This window comes from Nocardia sp. SYP-A9097 (assembly GCF_009649815.1).
In the GTDB taxonomy this organism is placed as follows: Bacteria; Actinomycetota; Actinomycetes; order Mycobacteriales; family Mycobacteriaceae; genus Nocardia.
The window spans coordinates 112446-130672 of the sequence record NZ_WJIC01000015.1 but is presented as its reverse complement, the minus strand read 5'-3'; the positions used below and the strand labels follow the sequence as shown (position 1 = coordinate 130672).

Sequence of the window (18227 nt, the reverse complement as noted above, 5' to 3'; positions counted from 1 at the left end):
GGAGCGGCTGTGACTCAGAACATTATCGGTCTGGTTCTGGCCATTGGCGTCGCTGTCTATCTCGTTGCGGCGCTGCTGTACCCGGAGAGGTTCTAAGTGAGCACGACTACAGCGGGGATCGTCTTCGCGGCGACCCTGATACTCGCGCTGGCCCTGGTGCATGTGCCGCTCGGCGATTACATGTACCGGGTTTACAGCAGCGAGAAGCACTCCCGCGCCGAGCGCGGCCTGTACAAGGCCATCGGCGTACAGCCCGGTGTCGAACAGACTTGGGGCGTCTACGCGCGCAGCGCACTGGCCTTCTCGGCCGTGAGCATTCTGTTCCTGTTCTTCTTCCAGCTGATTCAGGGCAAACTGCCGTTGCACCTGAATGATCCGGGCACCGAGATGACTCCGCAGCTCGCCTGGAACACCGCAGTCAGCTTCGTGACGAATACGAACTGGCAGAACTACTCCGGTGAATCGACCCAGGGACACCTGGTGCAGATGGCCGGACTCGGTGTGCAGAACTTCGTCTCCGCGGCGGTCGGTATGGCGGTGGCGGTGGCGCTGGTGCGTGGTTTCGCGCGTCGGCATACGAACGATCTGGGCAACTTCTGGGTGGATCTGGTGAGGGGAACCATCCGAATTCTGCTGCCCTTCGCGTTCATCTTCGCCATCGTGCTCGTTGCCGGCGGCGCGATCCAGAACTTCCACCTGCACGATCAGGTGGCGCAGACTCTCGGTGGCGCGCAGCAGACCATTACCGGTGGTCCGGTCGCCAGCCAGGAAGTCATCAAGGAACTCGGCACCAACGGTGGTGGCTTCTACAACGCCAACTCCGCGCACCCGTTCGAGAACCCGAACGCCTGGACCAACTGGCTGGAGATCTTCCTGCTGCTGGTGATCAGCTTCTCGCTGCCCCGCACCTTCGGCCGCATGGTCGGCTCGAAGAAGCAGGGCTACGCGATCGCGGCGGTCATGTCCATCATCGCGATGGCCAGCATGGCGCTGACCAACCTCTTCCAGCTGCAGCACCACGGCACGGTTCCGACCGCGCTCGGCGCTTCGCTGGAAGGCGTCGAAACCCGTTTCGGCGCTTCGAATTCGGCGACCTTCGCCACGGCGACCACGCTGACCTCGACCGGTGCGGTGGACTCGTTCCACGATTCCTACACCAGCCTCGGTGGCATGATGACCGTGTTCAATATGCAGCTCGGTGAGGTCGCGCCCGGTGGTACCGGATCCGGTCTCTACGGCATGCTGATCCTGGCGGTCATCACGGTGTTCGTCGCGGGCCTGATGGTCGGCCGTACCCCGGAGTACCTGGGCAAGAAGATCACGCCGCGCGAAATCAAGCTCGCCGCTTCGTATTTCCTGGTCACCCCGCTCATCGTGCTCATCGGTACCGCTGTCGCCATGGCGATGCCGGGGCAGCGAGCCAGTATGGCGAACGGTGGACCACACGGATTGTCGGAAGTGTTGTACGCCTTCACATCCGCTGCCAATAACAACGGTTCCGCTTTCGCGGGCCTGAGTGGCAACACCATGTGGTACAACACCGCGCTCGGTCTGGCCATGGCCTTCGGCCGCTTCCTGCCGATGATTTTCGCTCTCGCACTGGCCGGTTCGCTGGCTCAGCAGGGCACGACGCCGGAATCGATCGGCACACTCCCGACCCACAGGCCGCAGTTCGTCGGCATGGTCGTCGGCGTGACCATCATCCTGGTGGCCCTGACCTTCCTGCCCGCGCTGGCGCTCGGGCCGCTCGCCGAAGGAATCCACTGAAATGTCTGCTCCCACCATTGAACCCGCGGTGACGCAGGACGCGTCATCGCCCAAGGGCCGGGTCACCAGCGGACTGTTCGATCCGCAGATGCTGCTGAAGTCGTTGCCGGACGCCTTCAAGAAGCTGGACCCGCGCACCCTGTGGCACAACCCGGTCATGCTGATCGTCGAGATCGGCGCGATCTGGTCCACCATCCTGGCCATTACCGATCCGTCCTTCTTCGGCTGGACGATCGTCGTATGGCTGTGGGCGACAGTACTTTTCGCCAACCTGGCGGAGGCCGTCGCCGAAGGTCGTGGTAAGGCGCAGGCCGATACCCTGCGAAAGGCCAAGACCGACACGATCGCTCGCCGCCTTGTCGAGTGGTCGCCCGGTGCACGGATGGTCGAGGAGAAGGTCGCGGCGACCGAACTGCAGCGCGGCGACTTCGTCGTCGTCGAGGCGGGCCAGGTCATCCCGGGTGACGGCGATGTCGTCGAAGGCATTGCCTCGGTGGACGAATCGGCCATCACCGGTGAATCCGCGCCCGTCATCCGTGAGTCCGGCGGCGACCGTTCCGCGGTCACCGGTGGCACCACGGTGCTGTCCGACCGGGTGGTCGTCAAGATCACCCAGGAGCCGGGCGGTAGCTTCATCGACAAGATGATCGCGCTCGTCGAGGGCGCGTCGCGGCAGAAGACGCCGAACGAGATCGCGCTGAATATCCTGCTCGCCGCGCTCACGATCATCTTCGTGTTCGCGGTGGCGACCCTGCAGCCGCTGGCCATCTTCTCCAAGGCGAACCTGCCCGGCGTGCCGGACAGCTTGGCGCTCAACGGTAATGGCATTACCGGCATCGTCATGGTGTCGCTGCTGGTCTGCTTGATTCCGACCACCATCGGCGCGCTGCTGTCGGCCATCGGCATCGCCGGTATGGACCGCCTGGTGCAGCGCAATGTGCTCGCCATGTCGGGCCGCGCGGTCGAGGCCGCCGGTGACGTCAACACCCTGTTGCTGGACAAGACCGGCACCATCACCCTCGGTAATCGTCAGGCTTCGGACTTCGTGCCGATGCCGGGTGTGTCCGCGGACGAAATGGCCGATGCCGCACAGCTTTCCAGCCTCGCCGACGAGACCCCCGAGGGTCGCTCCATCGTGGTGTACGCCAAGACCGCGTACAACAAGCGCGAGCGCACCCCCGGCGAGCTCACCGGCGCGACCTGGGTGGAATTCACCGCCCAGACCCGTATGTCGGGTGTGGACCTGTCCGACGGGCACCTGCTGCGCAAGGGTGCGGCCAGTGCCGTCACCGAATGGGTGCGCAGCCAGGGCGGTCAGGTTCCCGACGAGGTCGGCGCGGCCGTCGACGGCATCTCGGCCTCCGGCGGTACCCCGCTGGTCGTCGCGGAGGTCAAGGACGGCCAGGCCAAGCTGCTCGGCGTCATCCATCTCAAGGATGTGGTGAAGCAGGGCATGCGCGAGCGCTTCGACGAGATGCGCAAGATGGGCATCCGCACCGTCATGATCACCGGCGATAATCCCTTGACCGCCAAGGCGATTGCCGATGAGGCGGGCGTCGACGACTTCCTCGCGGAGGCGACTCCCGAGGACAAGCTGGCGCTGATCAAGCAGGAGCAGGCCGGTGGCCGCCTGGTCGCCATGACCGGTGACGGCACCAATGACGCGCCCGCGCTCGCACAGGCGGACGTCGGCGTGGCGATGAACACCGGTACCTCGGCCGCGAAAGAGGCCGGGAACATGGTCGACCTCGACTCGGACCCGACCAAGCTCATCGAGATCGTCGAAATCGGCAAGCAGCTGCTCATCACTCGCGGTGCGCTGACCACGTTCTCCATCGCCAACGACATCGCCAAGTACTTCGCGATCATTCCCGCGTTGTTCGTGGCGCTGTACCCCGGCCTGGACATGCTCAATGTCATGCGACTGGCGAGCCCGCAGTCGGCGATCCTGTCCGCGGTCATCTTCAACGCGATCATCATCGTGGTGCTGATTCCGCTGGCGCTGCGCGGCGTGGCCTACAAGCCCGCGGCAGCCTCGAAGCTGTTGAGCCGCAACCTGGCCGTCTACGGCGTGGGTGGCATCATCGCCCCCTTCATCGGCATCAAGCTGATCGACCTCGTCGTCCAATTCCTCCCCGGGATGTCCTGAAATGCGCATGTCAACTTGGATCCGGCAGCATGTGGCGGCCCTGCGCGCGCTACTGGTGCTGACCGCGATCACCGGAATCATCTATCCGCTGGCGGTTTTCGCTGTCGCGCAGCTACCTGGCCTGAAGGACAAGGCTGAGGGCTCGCTCATCGAACAGAACGGTGTCACGGTGGGCTCCAGCCTCATCGGGCAGTCGTTCGCCGATGACAAGGGCAATGTTCTGGTGCAGTACTTCCAGAGCCGTCCGTCTGCGGCGGGCACCGCCGGGTACGACCCGACCGCCACGGCCGCGAGCAACCTCGGCCCGGAGAACATCGTGGACAGCGCGCCGGACAAGACCGGCCTGCTGACCACCGTGTGCACCCGCAGCAAGACCATCGGTGAGCTCGAGGGCGTGGATGGCAGCCGTCCGTTCTGCACCCCCGGCGGGGTGGGTGCGGTGCTGTCGGTCATCGGCCTGCGCGAAACCAACGGCACGATCGAGCATCCGGAGAAGGTGGTGAGCGTCAACGAGTTCTGCTCGGTGACCAAGACCCCGTTCCTGGACGCGTACAAGGGCGTCAAGGTCGAATGCGCGACTGACGGCGAGGACTACTCGGCCGGGCTCATCGTCCCCATCCGTGGTGACGCCCCCGCCAAGTCGGCCGTGCCGCCGGATGCGGTGACCGCCAGCGGTTCCGGCCTGGACCCGCACATCTCCCCGGCGTACGCGGATATCCAGATCGCGCGAATCGCCAAGGCCCGCAACGTCTCCGCGGACCAGGTACGCGCACTGGTGGACGAGCACACGGACGGCCGCACCCTCGGATTCCTGGGTGAGCCCCGCGTGAACGTCGTCGAGCTCAACCTCGACCTGGACGGCAAGTACCCGTTCCGAGCCTGAGAAACGGCCGGCTCCGGCCGGTACGGCAGGGCCACAGTCGCTTCGTTCACGAGAGTGACTGTGGCCCTGTGTATTTCAGGGGTCGGGTGTACAGCTGGCCGGGGTGGCCAGTTCGGCGCACGGGATATCGCCGTACGACCGCAGCACATCCTTGCCCTGTAGGTCGGTGAGATAGCGCAGGAAGGCCGCCGCGAGTGAGTCGGCGGGGACTTCGCCGGAGCTGTAGGCGTATTCGACATTCCAGAACGGATAGGTCTGGTCCAGTACCTGCTCGCGAGTGGGGGAGTGGCCCCCGATGGTCACCGTCGCGACGTCGGAAGCCTTTGTGGCGTCGGTGTTCTCGGTGTAGCCGATGGCCCCGGGAAGCTCCGCGACGGTCTTGAGCATGTCCTTGGTGACCGGGACCTCGCAGGATGACAGGCCGGGCGGATCGGTGGCGATAATGGCGCGGCAGCTGGTGGTGGGCGGCGCAGGGGGCTGCGCATCACCCAGCAGCCGGGCCCGGAAGGTCTCCCGGGTACCCGAGCCCAGCGCCCGCTGTACCACGCGCACAGGCAGATTCGGGCCGCCGACCAGCTGCCAATTGTTGACCCGGCCGGCGAAGATATCGCGGATCTGCGGCACGGTGAGATCGTGTACGCCGACTCCCGGATGCACGATCATGCTGAACATCGATACGGCCAGGGTGCGCGGGCGCAGATTCGGGTAGCCGGGGCCCGCGTGGCCGTCGCTGATCGCGAGCAGGGCCGGATTGTCCTTGCCGTCCTCGTCGACCCGGCTCAGGCCGCGCTCACTACCGTCGAACTCGAATGCGAAATCCGCTCCGTCGCACAGCTTGTGGTAAGCGGTCGCGGCATCGCGCATGACCGGCTCGAAGGCCGAGGAGCCGACCAGGGTGAGCTTTCCGCTGGTGCACTGAGCATTGATCGGGGTGTCCTCCGGGCGCAGGCCGACCACATATTGGATGGCCACGACCGCCACCAGGAAACCGACCAGGGCCAGTAGTCGCGGCGAACGCCCTGAGTTGCTGCGGGTTTCGGCGACACTGCCGCCCTTGATCTTGGCGCGCACTGTCGGGGCCGGATATTCGCCCGCACCGGCGCTGCGCTGCAGAATGGCCAGAATCTTGTAGTGGTCACCGCGATTCATCGGAACCTTGGGCAGATCGATAATGCCCATACGGTGCGCGGTGTCCTCGCGTGCGCCGATTCCGGTGCCCGGGCGCAGGCAGTCGCCGAGCGTGTCGTCGCTGAGTTCGGTTACCGCCATACCGATTACGCGGCGATTCTGAAACTGGATGTGCACGCCGACCGGGTTCGCCTCGGGGACAGCGTAATCGCCGTCATCGATATCGGTCGCGCCATTGTTCTCGATGCGCACCAGCACCACCGACAGATCCTTGAGCTCCGGCGGGTTCCCGGTCCCGTCGGGCCGCAATTGCGGTAGGACACCGGGGAATACGGATTCGATCTCACCGGTCACGGGTGTATCCATCTGCACCCGATAACCCAGCCGCTTACGCCCCACCAGCACGAATTCCCACACGAATGCCGAAACCGGCACCAGGATACCGATGAGCGCGAGCACGATCTCGATAGGAAAGCCGTTCACAGAACCCCCGAATTCTTCTGTCCGCCCGCATGATCGAGCCGCCGGATGGCACCGTACCGGCAGGGGGTTACGGGAACGCGAACCGCTCCGTCACCACCAGCCGAGAATCGGTTGTAGCCGGCGTGCGAGTTCCGGTGCGAGAGAACGAGAATAGCTCGCGGTGAGGTGATGCTCGTCGTGGTAGACGAGAATATTGCCCTCCACCACGGCACAGACATCCGGTTCGCAGACGGCGTTGTTCAGGTCCAGCACATGCACATTGGGGAAATCATCCGAGGCGGCGAGCGCCGGATCGACCGGGGACAGCGCGTCCGATCGCTTCATACCGCATTCGAGGCGATTACCGCCCGAGGCCAGGCAGTCGATGGCGCGATAGCGAATACCGTTGCGGCGCAACCACGGTGTATCGCGGATGGCCAGCACCTGTAGGCCGCGATCGGACAACGCCTGCCATACGTCGAGGTAATCCTGCGGGGTCTCGTCGCCGCCATTGTCGGCGGGGCGGGTGCCGGTGGTGAACACGAAGTCGGGGCGCTCCGCACCGAGCCGCTCGATCACATCGTGTGACCAGTCCTTACAGTCCGGATTGTTCTGCCCCTTGTACATCGGCTCCTCCGCCACGGTGAGCGGGCAGCCCATCTTCAGGTAGACCGAGACCTTGAAACGGTACTTCTCGGCCACCGCCTGCAATGCCGGAATCCAGTGCTCGGCATGGGAATTGCCGACCACCGCAATGGTGCGGTGCGCGTTCGGGTCGCCGTAGGCGCAGGTGACCACCGAGCGGGTGTCGAAGTCCGCGATACAGCTGTCACGAGTCGGATACGCGATATCCGCCGGAGCCTCTTCGATGGTCGGGCGCATGGGTGCGCGCGGCACCAGCGCACGATCGGTGAGCGCCGCCGCGCCGGGATACTTCGCCGGATCGAGCTCACCCACCGCATGTGCCTTCGCACCATTGCTCCACTGCCAGGCCAAGGTTGAGCCCAGCAGCAGGACACCGACGGTGGAGACCGCGACACCGGTGAGCATGCGTGCCCGCGCCGGAAGCGCAGGCGTGGCCCGCAACCGCAGCGGCTCCTCCACGAAACGATGTGTGCCGTAGGCGAGTACGAACGAGGCCACGATAATGAGTAGCCCGCCCAGCGCACCGGCCGCGCGCTCGTGCCGCTCACCCAGGTAGAAGATCAGCATCGGCCAATGCCACAGGTACAGCGCGTACGCGAAACCGCCCAGTCCGACCATGGGGGCACCGGCCAGCAGGCGATTGACCGAAGGCTGTCCGGCGGTTGCCAATCCGGCACCGGCCAGAATCAGCGCCGCGGTCGCGGTCACCGGAATCAGCGCGGCCGGGCCCGGGAACACCGCCGAACCATTCACCAGCCAGCCGCAGGCCACAATGGCCGCGATACCGGCCCAGGCGAAGACCGTGCGAATCAGCTTGGGCAGGTTGAGCATCGGCGCGACAATGGCCAGCAGCGCACCGGTAAGGGGCTCCCAGGCGCGGGCGAAGGTGTCGTAGTAGTTCCAGCCCTGCTGGGTCGAAACACCCACGGCGGCATAGCGGAATGAGACCACCGCGAGCACCGCGAACAGCACGGCGAGGGCGATCCGCAATCCGCCCTGCGGTCCGGCCGCACGCAACACCCGGCGTGTGACGGGAGAGTGTGTGACACCGCGGATCGAATCCGAGTGCAGCACACGGCGAACCGGTGCGACACGCAGTGCCATGGGACGGCCGCGCCGGTACAGCCATGCCGTCGTCGCGATGAGCATGAGCAGTCCCAGATAGCACTGGCCCTGCACCGACATCGACCACAAATGCTGCAGCGGGCTCACCGACGGGTCCGCGGCCAGATAATCCGACCAGGACAGTGCGAGATACCAGTTCTGGTAATAGAAGAGCGAGGCCAGGGTCTGCGCCGCGATATCGGACCACCGCGTATGCGGTAGCAGCACCACCGCCGCGATCACGACCGCGGCCAGCACCACCACCATGGCCGGTAGCAGGCGGCGCAGTGTGCGCCGGATGGTCGCGGCCACGCCCACCGGTCCGCCGTCGGACCGGCGCACCAGCATTCCGGTGAAGAAGAAGCCCGAGAGCACCAGGAAGACATCGACGCCACCGGAGACCCGGCCGAACCAGACATGGAAGATCACCACCAGGGCGATGGCGATACCGCGCAGACCGTCCAGGTCGTGGCGGTACGCGCCCGGGGCGCGGCCCGCGGCACCGGAACCGGGGCTGGGCACCGGTGCGGCCTTGGGGTCGCTGTCCGGCGCTGTCGGCGAGGGCTGATCGGTGCTGGGTAAGGACATGGCGGCGACCATTCTCGTATCCGTAGCCATAAATTTGCCAATCGCCGCTCGAATCTTCACCGGAATGTGGCCTATGTCCCGTTCAAACCGACTGTCCGAGGGCTCAGGCCAGCACGAAATACCGCAGCCACAGATACGGCGCGGCCACCGCCACGGTCACCGCCGTCACGACCGCGCCCTTGCGGGTGAACTCCCAGAACGAAATGGGGTGATCCGAGCGGCGCGCGATACCCAGCATCACTACATTCGCGCTCGCGCCGACCGCGGTGAGGTTGCCACCGAAATCCGCGCCGATCGCCAGCGCCCACCACAGCGCCTGCGACTGCGTCTCGTTATGGATCGACCCGGCCAACTCCGCCACCAGCGGGCTCATGGTGGCCACATACGGGATATTGTCGATCACTCCCGACAGCAACGCCGACACCGCCAGAATGAGCATCGTTGCCACCAGCGCGTTTCCACCGGTGAGATCGGTCGCCCAGCTCGCGATCCGTTCTATTACACCGGTTTTCACCAGCGCGCCGATCATGACGAACAGGCCCGCGAAGAACAGCAGCGTCTCCCACTCCACCGCGGACATGTAATCCCGTTGCGGCAGATCGGAAATCAGCACCAGCAGGCCCGCACCCAGCAGCGCCACCAGCGACGGTTCGATATGGAAGATCGAATGCCCGAAGAAGCCCGCGAACATCGCCGCCAGCACCACGGCGCATTTGATCAGCAGCTTCGGATCGCGAATCGCCTCCCGCTCGTTCAGCAGCATGATTTCGGCCGCGCGCTCCGGGTCGACGGTGAACGCGCCCTTGAACAGCCGCGGCAGCAGCAGCGTGAACACCGCCAGCGCGATCAGCACGATCGGGGTCAGATTGAACACGAAGTCGTTGAACGACAAGCCCGCCCGGCTGCCGATGATGATATTCGGCGGATCACCGATCAGGGTGCTCGCGCCACCGATATTGGAGGCCAGCACCTCCGCGATCAGGAACGGCGCCGGCGGCACGTCCAGGCGCTCACACACCAGCAGCGTGACCGGGGCGACGAGCAGCACCGTGGTCACATTGTCGAGGAAACCCGACGCCGTCGCGGTGATCAGGGTCAGCAGGATCATCACCCGCAGCGCGGATCCCTTGGCGCGCTTGGCCGCCCACACCGCGGTGAACTCGAAGACGCCGGTCTGGCGCAGCACCCCGACGATGATCATCATGCCGAGCAGCAGGAAGATGACATTCCAGTCGACGCCGGTCTCGCGCGAGAAGAAGACGTCATCGGAGGTCATCAACCCGATGGCGACCACCACGCCCGCACCGGCGAGCGCGGCGGTGGTCTTGTGAATGCGTTCGGAGGCGATCAGCGTGTACGCGACGACGAAGATCGCGATGGCGACGGCGGTCACGGGGACCGCCGGCTCAGTTGTTCAACGCGACTTCCAGCAGCCGCGACGCGGTGATGACCCCGAGTAGCTTCTTGCCGTCCAGCACGGCGATGAGTGGCGACTTGTACTTGGCCATGAGCGCCGCCACCTCGACGGTATTGTCGTCGGCCTGCGCCGCCGGGATCTTGGTCAGCCGCTCCGGAATCACATCGCGAACCTTCTTGCCGCGCAGGCGATTCGCCACTTGATTGCACATGGATTCGTTCAGCACCCCGGCCAGTGACGGATCGTACTGCACATACGGCGGCACGATGAACAACACCACCTGTGAGGCGGGCAGCACCGAATGCGGTGCGCCATTGGCGTCGGTGACGAGAATCCCGGGGAGTCGATGATCGGCAAGCAACCTCGCCGCATCCATCGCATCGGAGTCCAAATCGATCACCGGATATTCCTCGGCCATCTGAGCGGCATGCATAACTGCAGGATACGACGCTACGGCCAGATATCACGCGAAGAGAATACGTCAAGATCGAATACCGCAGCGCCATCGAAACTCCCAGCTCGAACCCGGCCCGAGGTCTCGGACCGAATGCCGACCAGGCTTCCCGGCGCTCCACATATATGAATTGCGTAAAAGGATACCCGTTCGCGCCCGTCGATCTCGATGGAACTCCCCGTCCCCCCGCCCCCGTCATCCCGGCATGCTTTTGGCCGGGATCCAGACGGGCAGTGCATCGGCCATTGTGTGGATCCCGGCCAAAAACGCGCCGGGATGACGGGCTAGGCCGGGACGACGGGTTAGTCCGCTTCGTACAGTCGCAGGGGGACGCCCAGTCGATTCCAGAGGTTGATCTGGGCGGTGATGGCCACCAGGCCGGCGCGCTGGCCCTCGTCGAAGTTCTTCTCGACCTCGGCCCAGGTTGCGTCGGAGACGCCGTGTTCGCCGAGTTCGGTTGCGGCCTCGGCGTATTCGAGGGCGGCGCGTTCGGTGGGGGTGAACTGGTCGGATTCGCGCCAGGCGGTCAGGTGGTAGATGCGCTTTTCGGTCTCGCCCTCTTTGCGGGCCTCGGTGGTGTGCATCTCGATGCAGAACAGGCAGCGATTCATTTGCGAGACGCGAATCTTCACAAGTTCGCGGACCGTGGCATCGAGCGGGCCGCGCCGAATCGCGACCTCGGCCGCCACCCACGCCTGGTAGACCTCCGGCGCGACCGCTGCCAGGTTCATTCGTGACATGTGCTCGTCCTTTCGTGACGTGCCGATCGGTTCGGTACATCCCTTGGACGAGACAGGGTCCGTGGACGTGACGGGCCGCCGATGTGCGGCCCGTCACACCTCATCAGGGCCGGGTCAGCGACGCATAGCGGGCGGTGTGATGGGCGGTGGTGCCGTACTCGTACTGCACGGCGGTGAGGCGTTTGAAGAAGTGGCCGATGGCCAGCTCCTCGGTCATACCCATCGCGCCGTGCAACTGCACCGCCTCCTGACCGATGAGCCGGGCGGCGCGGCCGATGGTGGCCTTGGCGGTGGAGGCGGCCTTGGCGCGCTCGGCCGGATCGCCGGTGAGCTTCAGCGTCACCAGATATGTTGCGGCAATGGCCTGTTCGAGCTCCAGGTGCATATTCACCATGCGATGCTGTAGCGCCTGGAAGCTCGCGATGGGGACGCCGAACTGATGCCGCTGCTTGGTGTATTCGACGGTATCGGCGACCACCTTGCGCATGGCTCCGACCGCCTCGGCGGAGATCGCGGCAATGGCCTCGTCGACGGTGGCGGCCACCGCCTGCGACGCCTGCGTCAGTAGCAGGGAATCCGCTGGGAGACGCAGGTTTTCGAGGGTCAGATCCGCGGCGGGCCGCTCATCGATGGTGCGGTAGGACTCGGCGGTGAGTCCGGCGGGCGGGTTCGCCGCATCGAAATCGACTGCGAAGAGCGCGATTTCGCCGTCGACGGTGGCGGTCACGAGCAGCTGCGTGGCGATCGGGGCCGAGGTGACCACGGTCTTCACGCCGGTGAGCAGCCAATCCTCGCCCTCGCGCACGGCGGTGGTGGCGACATTGCCGTAGTTGTAACCGGATTGGGGTTCCAGCCCGGCGAATCCGATGATGACCGAACCCTCGGTGATCCCGGCCAGGAGATCCTCGGCCCGCTTACCCGTGGCGCGCCGCAACAGCCCACCGCCGACGACCACAGTATCCACATACGGTTCGACCACCAGCGCCCCGCCCAGCGCCTCCGCGATGATCATGGTCTCGACGGCCCCGCCGCCGATCCCGCCGACCGATTCGGGCAGCGCCGCACCCAGAATGCCGACCTCCTCGGCCAGCCCGCGCCACACCTGCGGCTGCCGGCCCGCACCGAGACGCACTGCGGCCCGGCTGCTTTCGAGGTCGTAGCGGGCCGCCAGATATTCGGTGACGGTATCGCGGAGCAGCTCTTGTTCAGCGGTGAAGGAGAAGTCCATGGTTACAGTCCCAGGGTTGCTTTGGCGATAATGTTTCGCTGAATCTCATTGCTACCGGCGTAGATCGAACCGGCGCGGTCGTTGAAGTAGCGCAATGGCGCGACCGCCTGCCACTCCTCGCCCGAGACGAAACCGTCTGCGGGCGGGGTGAAGTCGGCGATCGGGCCACCCGGCATGGTGGCGTGCGGCTGATAGGCGCGACCACGCGGACCGGCCGCCTCCAGTGCGAGCTCGGTGAGTTCCTGGCTCAACTCGGTGCCCAGAATCTTGATGGTGGAGGCCGCCGGACCCGGATCCTTACCGCTGGAAACCAGTGCGAGCGTGCGATATTCCAGAATCTCCAGCACATCCGCGCGCATCCGGGCATCGGCCAGCCTGGCCGCGAAGGCCGGATCATCCAGCAGTACACCACCATCGGGTCCCGGCTGGGTCCGCGCGGCCTGCGCCAACTCCTCGGCCATCACCTGTAACGCCGGTGCCGCCGCGCCGCCGCCGCGCTCGAAATTGAGCAGGAATTTGGCGACCGTCCAGCCATCGTCGATGCGCCCCAGCACATTCGCCTTGGGCACCCGCACCTGATCGAAGAAGACCTGATTCTGGATCTGCTCGCCGGAGGTCATGACCAGCGGCCGGATCTCGATTCCGGGCTGGTCCATCTCCATCAGCACGAAGGTGATCCCCTGCTGCTTCTTGGCGTGCCGGGAAGTACGCACCAGCGCGAAGATCCAATTGGCCTCGGTCGCGTGCGTTGTCCAGATCTTGGAGCCGGTGACTACCAGATCCTCGCCGTCCTCGATCGCCGCCATGGACAGCGATGCCAGATCCGAACCCGCCTCGGGTTCGGAGTAGCCCTGGCAGAAGAACACCTCACCGGTGAGGATGCGCGGCAGGAAGAACTCCTTCTGCCCGGCGGTGCCGAACGCCATGATGGCGTGCGAAACCATCCGAATTCCCATGGGGGACAGGTTCGGCGCACCGGCCAGGGTGCATTCGCGGCCGAAGATGTAGTGCTGGGTCAGACTCCAATCGCACCCGCCGTACCGCACCGGCCACGCGGGCGCGGCCCACCCTTTGGCGTGCAAGATATGCTGCCACTCCATGCTGGCCTCGTGGTCGGGATAAACACTGGTGGCCAGCCGTCCCGCGCGCCGTAGTTCGGATGTCAGATTCTCATCGAGGAAGCGCCGCACTTCATCGCGAAACGCCAGCTCAACGGGCGACCAGTCGAGGTCCACGAATTCTCCTTGTGCGAAGGTCCGACCCCAACCATCTCACCGCCTCACCCCCGCTGGCAAATGTGCTGGCACCCGCCCTCACTTTAGAGGCATGACGTCCCACTGTGGAGTTTTCTCCTGGATACCGCTGATTTCTTACGCAAAACGAACGGCGGCCCGGTGTACCGAAGTACGCCGGGCCGCCGTTCGAACTCCTGCTAATTAGGCAGGGGTGATGTTCTCCGCCTGGGGGCCCTTCTGGCCCTGCGCGATGTCGAACGAGACCTTCTGGCCCTCGGTCAGCTCGCGGAAGCCCTGAGCGGCAATGTTCGAGTAGTGGGCGAACACGTCAGGGCCGCCACCGTCCTGCTCGATGAAGCCGAAGCCCTTTTCGGTGTTGAACCACTTCACGGTACCGGTAGCCACGATTGACTCTCCTCTTTGTTTTGGTGCGACCCGCACTTTGCGGATCTGATGTCGCTGTAATGACCCCGTCAGGAATCACTGGAAACACAAATGCGCGCCTGCGTGATGGTCAGCAGGCGCGTACTGAAGTCTGTGAGAACCAAAAGTTGCAACAACAAGACAGTACCTGATCTTAGGTACATCCGACGAATTCCCACCGTGTGGACGTGTCGCAAGTCATCGTCACGCCGAATCAAGACCCAGCCCACTCCCACGACCCCGGCCGCCGCGACCCGGCAACCGGACGCGTAGTCGGCATACTCGGGGCAATCGCCGATGACCGGGTAGCCTGGGCGGCTGTGCATCTGAAGAGTCTGACGCTGAAGGGATTCAAGTCCTTCGCGTCCGCGACGACGCTGCGATTGGAACCCGGCATCACCTGCGTGGTGGGGCCCAATGGTTCGGGCAAGTCGAACGTCGTTGACGCCTTGACCTGGGTGATGGGGGAGCAAGGCGCGAAAGCACTGCGTGGCGGCAAGATGGAGGACGTCATCTTCGCCGGGACCGCGGGCCGTGCGCCGCTGGGCCGCGCCGAGGTCACGCTGACTATCGACAACTCGGACGGCATGCTGCCGATCGACTACTCCGAGGTCTCCATCACCCGCCGGATGTTCCGCGACGGCGCGGGCGAGTACGAGATCAACGGCAACTCCTGCCGCCTCATGGACGTGCAGGAACTGCTCAGCGACTCCGGTATCGGCCGCGAAATGCACGTCATCGTCGGTCAGGGACGGCTCTCGGCCATCCTCGAATCCCGGCCCGAGGACCGCCGCGCCTTCATCGAAGAGGCCGCCGGCGTGCTCAAACACCGCCGCCGCAAGGAGAAGGCGGTCCGCAAACTCGATGCCATGCAGGCGAATCTGGCCCGCCTGACCGACCTCACCACCGAACTTCGCCGCCAGCTCAAACCGCTCGGACGGCAGGCCGAGGTGGCCCGGCGCGCGGCGACCGTGCAGTCCGAATTGCGGGACGCGCGCCTGCGCTTGGCCGCCGACGACCTGGTGACCAGGCGCAATGAGCTGGAGAGCCAGCAGAGTAAAGAGTCGTACGCGCGCGAACAACAGGTCAACGTGCACGCCGAACTGGATGCGGCGAACGCGGCACTGGCCCAGCAGGAATTCGAACTGTCCCGGCTCACCCCGGGCGCGGAGGCGGCGGCACAGACCTGGTTCCAGCTGTCCGCTTTGACCGAACGCGTCAATGCCACTATCCGTATTGCCCGGGATCGGGCGCGCAATCTGACCATCGAGCAACCCACCGGCGAGGGCCGTGACCCGGATCAGCTCGAACGCGAAGCCGATCGGGTGGAGGCCGAGGAGGCCGAACTCGTCGCGGCCGTCGAAATGGCCACCGAGACACTCGAATCGGCGCGCGATCTGCTGCACGAGCGCGAACAGGCCGCCAAAGCCGCCGAACAGGCACATCTGGCCGCCGTCCGCGCCATCGCCGATCGGCGCGAGGGGCTGGCCCGGCTCTCCGGACAGGTCGACACGCTGCGCTCGCGGGCGCAATCGGTGGACGGCGAGATCAATCGCATCTCCGCCTCCATTGCCGAGGCCCGGCACCGTGGCTCGGCCGCGGACGCCGAATTCGAGTCCGTACAGGAGGAATTGAGCGAACTCGATTCCGGCGAGTCCGGACTGGACGCCCAGTACGAACACGCCGCCGAGGCATTACAGCTCGCCGATCAACGAGTGACCGAATTGCGGGAGAAGGACCGCGAGGCCGGAAAACGCGTCGCGTCGCTGACCGCGCGCATCGAGGCACTCACCATGGGCCTGGCCCGTCGCGATGGCGCTGCCTGGTTGCTGGAGCATCGCGCCGACGGACTGCTCGGGCCGCTGTCGGGATTGCTTCGGGTACACGGTGGCTTCGAGGCCGCGGTGGCCGCCGCGCTCGGACCGCTCGCCGATGCGGTCGCCGCCGATACCGGACCCTCCGCGCACGCCGCCGTCCGCGCGCTCAAGGTGGCCGACGGCGGGCGCGTCGCACTGGTGTATGCCAATGCGGCACAGGCTGATTCGCGTATCGGTGGGGAACTTCCCGGTGCGGCGCGCTGGCTGTCCGACGTGGTGGACTGCCCCGAGCACATGCGCGGGGCCATTGCCGCGCTCACCACCGGCATTGCCGTGGCCGAGGATCTCGCCGCCGCCGCACAGGTCGTCGCCGTGCGCCCCGAACTGCGCGTGGTCACCCGCGAAGGCGATCTCACCGGTGCGGGCTGGGTGCTCGGCGGCTCCGATCGCGCACCCTCGCAGCTCGAGGTGCAGGCCGATATCGACTCCGCCAAGGGCGAACTCGAATCCTGGCAGCGTCAGGCCGAGGAGCTCGAGGCCGCGCTCTCGGGTGCGCTCGCCGAGCAGACCGACCGCAAGGAAGCCGTCGACCACGCCCTGCTCGCCCTGCACGAATCCGATCAGGCACTGGTCGCCATCTACGACCGGCTCGGCAGGCTCGGACAAACCGCCCGCAATGCCCAGCGTGAATGCGAACGCCTGCTCGCCCAGCGCGCCGAGACCGAGACCGGGCGCGAGGAGACCCTCAGCAAACTCGCCGAACTCGAGGATCGGCTGCGGCACGTGGAGGGTGAAGGCTCCGATCTGGATTCGGACTCCGCCGGCACCGAGACCGCCGGCTATGCCCGTGAGGAAGCCGCCGCCGCGCTCGCCGAGGCCCGCACCATGGAGGTGGAGGCGCGCCTGACCGTGCGCACCGCCGAGGAACGCGCGGAATCGGTACGCGGCAAAGCGGATTCACTGCGCCGGGCCGCCCGCGCCGAACGCGAGAACCGGGCGCGCGCCGAACGCCAGCACGCGGCCCGCCGGCAGGCTGCCGCCGTCGCCGCGGTGGTCGCCGAATCGGCGGAGAAGGTCGCCGCCGAATTAGAGAAGGTCGTCACGGCGGCGGGCCTGCGGCGCGACGAGTTGGTGCGCCGCCGCACCGAATGCGCCGCGCAGGTGGATCAGACCAAGGAGCGCGCCCGCGCCCTCACCACCGCTTTGTCCCAGCTCACCGATGCCGTACACCGCGACGAGGTGGCCCGCGCCCAGGCCGCGCTGCGTATCGAACAGCTCGAGACCACCATTTCCGAACAGTTCGGGGTGGCGCTGGAAGACCTCATCAGCGAATACGGTCCCGACAATCCCATGCCGCCCACGGCCTTGGAGATGATCGAATACGAGCAGGCCAAGGAGCGCGGCGACCAGGTCACCGAACCGCGGCCCATGCCGTACGACCGGCCCACCCAGGAACGGCGCGCCAAGCGGGCGGAGCGGGACCTCACCACCCTCGGCAAGGTGAATCCCCTTGCGCTGGAAGAGTTCGCGGCCCTCGAGGAGCGCTACACCTTCCTCGCCACCCAGCTCGAGGACGTCAAGAAGGCCCGCCAGGACCTCCTGGACGTGGTCGCCGAGGTCGACGCCCGCATCCTGCAGGTCTTCACCGAAGCCTGGGAGGATGTCGAACGCGAATTCGTCGGTGTGTTCGGCAAACTCTTTCCCGGCGGTGAAGGGCGACTGCTGCTCACCGACCCCGGCAATATGCTCACCACCGGTGTCGAGGTCGAGGCGCGGCCACCCGGTAAGAAGGTCAAGCGGTTGTCGCTGCTGTCCGGTGGCGAGAAGTCGCTGACCGCGGTCGCGTTGCTGGTGGCCATCTTCCGTGCCCGGCCCTCCCCGTTCTATGTCATGGACGAGGTCGAGGCCGCGCTGGACGACACCAACCTGCGCCGCCTCATCGGCCTCTTCGAACAATTGCGGGAGAAGAGCCAGCTCATTGTGATCACTCACCAAAAGCCGACCATGGAGATCGCCGATGCGCTCTATGGCGTCAGCATGCGCGGTGACGGTATTACGCAGGTGATTTCGCAGCGCTTGCGCGGGGAGAACCTGGTGGGAGCAAACGCCTAGGCGGTTGCGCGCGGCGTATCCCGGTGAGTGGGAGTGAAATTAACAATAGAACGACTATCTGAAACAGTCATACGT

General features: G+C 65.7%; 13 protein-coding genes. 5 read left to right on the top strand and 8 right to left on the bottom strand.

Annotated features, from left to right (window positions below; genetic code table 11):
• Positions 1-9: 9 nt before the first annotated feature.
• The 4 genes from kdpF to GFY24_RS26765 are packed head-to-tail and all read left to right on the top strand — an operon-like array spanning position 10 to position 4799.
• Positions 10-96 carry a K(+)-transporting ATPase subunit F gene (kdpF, locus tag GFY24_RS26780; RefSeq protein ID WP_309231388.1) on the top strand — a complete coding sequence of 29 codons (87 nt, stop codon included), beginning with the start codon at positions 10-12 and terminating at the stop codon, positions 94-96.
• Positions 97-1767, top strand: coding sequence for a potassium-transporting ATPase subunit KdpA (gene kdpA, locus GFY24_RS26775; protein WP_309231370.1), 1671 nt, complete (start codon positions 97-99; stop codon positions 1765-1767).
• A 1-nt stretch (position 1768) separates the two neighbouring features.
• Positions 1769-3916: a potassium-transporting ATPase subunit KdpB gene (gene kdpB, locus GFY24_RS26770; protein ID WP_153807858.1), complete on the top strand. Its 2148-nt coding sequence runs from the start codon at positions 1769-1771 to the stop codon at positions 3914-3916.
• 1 nt (position 3917) lies between these two features.
• A complete protein-coding gene (locus tag GFY24_RS26765) occupies positions 3918-4799 on the top strand; it encodes a potassium-transporting ATPase subunit C (RefSeq protein WP_153807857.1) in 882 nt (293 codons plus the stop codon).
• Between the two features lie 75 nt (positions 4800-4874).
• Here GFY24_RS26765 and GFY24_RS26760 read toward each other — a convergent pair whose 3' ends face one another.
• The 8 genes from GFY24_RS26760 to GFY24_RS26725 all read right to left on the bottom strand — a co-directional run bounded on the left by GFY24_RS26760 (position 4875) and on the right by GFY24_RS26725 (position 14205).
• Complete coding sequence (locus GFY24_RS26760; protein ID WP_309231369.1) at positions 4875-6410, bottom strand: substrate-binding domain-containing protein; 1536 nt, start codon at positions 6408-6410, stop codon at positions 4875-4877.
• Positions 6411-6500: 90 nt separating this feature from the next.
• Positions 6501-8726 carry an acyltransferase family protein gene (locus tag GFY24_RS26755; protein ID WP_153807855.1) on the bottom strand — a complete coding sequence of 742 codons (2226 nt, stop codon included), beginning with the start codon at positions 8724-8726 and terminating at the stop codon, positions 6501-6503.
• A 103-nt stretch (positions 8727-8829) separates the two neighbouring features.
• The gene (locus tag GFY24_RS26750; protein WP_309231368.1) at positions 8830-10119 is read right to left on the bottom strand and encodes an ArsB/NhaD family transporter; all 1290 of its coding nucleotides are present in this window, start codon (positions 10117-10119) and stop codon (positions 8830-8832) included.
• Positions 10120-10132: 13 nt separating this feature from the next.
• A complete protein-coding gene (locus GFY24_RS26745) occupies positions 10133-10576 on the bottom strand; it encodes a CBS domain-containing protein (protein WP_153807854.1) in 444 nt (147 codons plus the stop codon).
• A 323-nt stretch (positions 10577-10899) separates the two neighbouring features.
• Entirely contained in the window at positions 10900-11337 is a 438-nt protein-coding gene (locus GFY24_RS26740; protein WP_228566684.1) for a carboxymuconolactone decarboxylase family protein, read from the bottom strand.
• 103 nt (positions 11338-11440) lie between these two features.
• The gene (locus GFY24_RS26735; protein WP_153807853.1) at positions 11441-12565 is read right to left on the bottom strand and encodes an acyl-CoA dehydrogenase family protein; all 1125 of its coding nucleotides are present in this window, start codon (positions 12563-12565) and stop codon (positions 11441-11443) included.
• Between the two features lie 2 nt (positions 12566-12567).
• Complete coding sequence (locus GFY24_RS26730) at positions 12568-13800, bottom strand: acyl-CoA dehydrogenase family protein (protein ID WP_309231367.1); 1233 nt, start codon at positions 13798-13800, stop codon at positions 12568-12570.
• A gap of 201 nt (positions 13801-14001) precedes the next feature.
• The gene (locus GFY24_RS26725; RefSeq protein WP_067574676.1) at positions 14002-14205 is read right to left on the bottom strand and encodes a cold-shock protein; all 204 of its coding nucleotides are present in this window, start codon (positions 14203-14205) and stop codon (positions 14002-14004) included.
• 338 nt (positions 14206-14543) lie between these two features.
• Between GFY24_RS26725 and smc the strand changes: the two genes are divergently transcribed.
• Complete coding sequence (gene smc / locus GFY24_RS26720) at positions 14544-18152, top strand: chromosome segregation protein SMC (RefSeq protein ID WP_309231387.1); 3609 nt, start codon at positions 14544-14546, stop codon at positions 18150-18152.
• The last annotated feature ends 75 nt before the right edge of the window (positions 18153-18227 follow it).